At 63.4% G+C, this 3,378-nt stretch carries 1 protein-coding gene; it reads right to left on the bottom strand.

The window, feature by feature from the left end; genetic code table 11:
- Positions 1–14 precede the first annotated feature (14 nt).
- Positions 15–3,378, bottom strand: a 3,364-nt coding sequence (locus AC1DT2_RS18600; protein WP_477297958.1) for a beta strand repeat-containing protein, incomplete at its 5' end; no start/stop codon positions are given.

Genomic DNA, 3,378 nt, shown 5'->3' with positions numbered 1-3,378 from the left:
GTGTTGTAGACATGCTACCAGGTGGCGTAGTCCTTACTGAACCGAAGGAGGAGAGGCGACGGCGTGTCGCCCGATGCCTGAAACAGCGGGAAGTTGAATAGCCAGTTCGCGTACGCGTTGGCATAGTCGTCGTAGGTCGTAAAGTTCGCCGGTGACGGAGCCGTCTGGTTGATCGCGTTATGCGGGTTGTACGTGAGGAACCCCAGCGCGTTCTGCTGCACGTAAGACGACGACCAACCGAAGTTCGTGACGCCGTTATCACCGAACGCGAAGATGTATTGTTTGTAGTTCGCGTAATACTGGTCGCTCTGGTTCGCCGGCGGGGCGACCAGTGGCTGGTAAAACGGATCCTTGCTGATGTCGGCAACGCCGCCACCAGGTGTCTTGAAGTCCGCCGGATCACCAGCGGCCAGGTTGATGGTCCCGTTCCAGGCGTTGTTCTGGTCGAGGTACAACTGGGCGTTCTGATACGCCGTCAATGCGGCGGCATACAGCGGGTTGGTGACGGGAGGAGGATTCGATTCCTTCGGCGCGAACGGCGCGTAGAACAGCTGGCTGTTCGTGCCRTCGCTCAGGAAGAGGCTTACCGTGAGTAGATAGTTGCCGTAGTTGTTGGGACTGAGGTACGTGTTGTAGTCATGCGACCAGGTGGCGTAGTCCTTACTGATCGGAAGGAGGAGAGGCGACGGTGTGTCGCCCGATGCCTGAAACAGCGGGAAGTTGAATAGCCAGTTCGCRTACGCRTTGGCATAGTCGTCRTAGGTCGTAAAGTTCGCCGGTGACGGAGCCGTCTGGTTGATCGCGTTATGCGGGTTGTACGTCAGGAACCCCAGCGCGTTCTGCTGCACGTAAGACGACGACCAGCCGAAATTCGTGGCGCCGTTATCGCCGAACGCGAAGATGTACTGATTGTAGTTCGCGTAGTACTCATCCTGCTGACCCTTGGACGGTGCCGTCAGCGGCTGGTAAAACGGATCCTTGCTGATGTCGGCTACGCCGCCACCGGGCGTCTTGAACTCACTCGGGTCGCCGTCGGCCAGGTTGATGGTTCCGTTCCAGGCGTTGTTCTGGTCAAGGTAAGCCTGCGCCACCTGGTATTCCGCGACCGCGGCGTCATACAGCGGGTCGCCGGGCGTCGTGTCGTTTAGTTGTGCACCATCGTTCTGCTGGTAGAAGCCGTCGGTGATACTTGCCTTGAGGTCGAGGTTACCAGCGGCGCGTACAGTGAGAATCGGCGCCTCGCCGTTGTAGCGATACGCCAGCTGCGGCTTGCCATCAGTGCCGGTCACGCCGGCACCGAGGTTCCAGTTGGTGACGACTTCGATATTGCCGCCGTTGGCGCCATCGATCGGATTGCGCAGCTCGATGCCTGGACGAACATTAATGTTGGCGATGCCATCGAAGCGGTTGCCGAAGGTAAAGCCCGGCTGCTCCACGAAGCCCATCAGGGTGCCTGGGCCATTCGCGGGATCGCCACCGGCGTACCCGTAGAAACCGGCGTGGTCGGTATTGATCGCGTCCGGCGTGAAGTAGTACTGGTCCATGTACGTCGCTTGCTGGGCGGCATCGGCCGGCGGCGGGAGGACATTGCCCTTGCCGTCGTTCCAGGTGCCCGCCACCATCGTCTTACCGTCTGCCGTGAACCAGCCGGCTGGATCGATGACGCCGTCAAAGTGCTGCGCACTCGTAGAGCCATCCTTGGTGCTCCACACGGCGAACGGCTCGATGGTGACGTCACGCGCACCCTTGATCGACGCGGGATTGTCGATCGTGATCGGTACGTCCCCGTCGGCTAGCAGCGGTGCACGAATACTGAGCCTGCCGCCGGCGAAAGCGGTATCTGCTCCGCCGGAGACATTGATCTGGGCGCCGGACCCAACGTGCACGTATCCGGCATTCGCCCGATCGACGATCTCATACCCATACGTCGGATCGAGGGCGCCGTCGCTCGAGCCCGTCGTGCCCAGCACGACATCACCGCCACGCTGTTCCGGCGTGGTCACATGGGCATCCAGGGTGCCATTGATGTCCAGGCCCTTGAGAGCCCACACCTCGATGCGGCTGCCCGCCGGAGAGCTGGCATCTACCGTGCCGTCAATGCGCGCGTTACCACCGTTGGCGTAGAGGTAAACCTTGTTCGACTTCAGCGTCGTGCCGGTGGACAGGGCCAGATCGCCCTGCCCGCTGGTGATGTCCGCCAGGCCCGTCGAGCCGCTGGCGGCGACGAGGCCGGCCACGGTGTCGAGATCGAGCGCGCCACCCGTACCGATGGTGAAGTATCCGCCGCGATAGCCTTGTGCCGCGTGGCCGTCGTAAGTGCCGCCAAGCAGCAGGGCGCCTCCCGCGACGGCCTTGAAGGTACCGGCATCGCCCGCTTCAGTGGCGCCGCCGTAGCGCAGGGCGGCGCCATCATCGATAGCGATATCGCCGGTGGCAGTCAGCGCCAGGTTGCCGCCCGGTGCGTACGCCGCCGTGTCGAAGAACTGCTTGGTCACACCACCGACGTCAAGCGTCGTGCCGCTGGCCACATGGACGCCACCCTGGGTCGCGTCCAGGGCCAGACTGCCCGCCACTGCCGTGAGGTTCATGCCATCGTCAATGCTGCCAGCGCGCAGGTTGAGAGCACCGCCCAGACCATCGGTCGAGAGCGGTGTGCCCTGGGTGCCATGGAGGCGCATGGCCCCGGTCGTGAGCAAGGTGGTTGCCGAACCGCTGTTCGCCACGAACACCGGTGCGGACAGATCCACGGAGGCGGCGCCGAAGTCCACGCCACCCTGCCCGGCGGCAACGAGGCCGGACGTTGCCACGCCATCGAACGCGCTGAAACCGTGGAGCGATGCCGTGCCCTGGCCGAAGTCGATTTCACCCGCACCGACACTCAATGTACCGCCGCCAGCCAACGCGCTTCCGGCGGACGCGCCAAGTACGTTCGCAAAGGTGATGGTTCCCGCGTGCAGACTGACATCATGACCATCGCCCGTGAACGCACCGGCGCTCAGCACGAGGTTGTTGTCGACGGCGATTTCCTGTGCGCCAAGGAAATCGATGTTTCCACGACTACGCAGCGTGACCGAATCGGAGCTGCGCCACTGCGCCAGCGTCGCGGCGCCGATCACGAGGCCATCGTCCGGCGCTGTTGCACCGGCACCGACAAAGGCAATGCGACCGGCCGTGGCATCGATGTTCTTGCCGGTCAGCAAGGCATTGTCGTCCACGCTCACACGACCGGTAGCGTCCAGTGAGAGGGCGTTGCCGCCATCGACCATCGCGCCCGCACCGATCGTCAGCGAGCCGCCCGGCGAACCGGCGACCAGACCCAGACGCGAGATGGGGGCCGCGCCGTTCTGCGAGACGCGCAGCAGTGAGCCGTTGCCGTCC

The organism is Luteibacter sp. P4_E6 (assembly GCF_056401535.1).
This window is presented reverse-complemented; position numbering and strand designations above follow the sequence as displayed.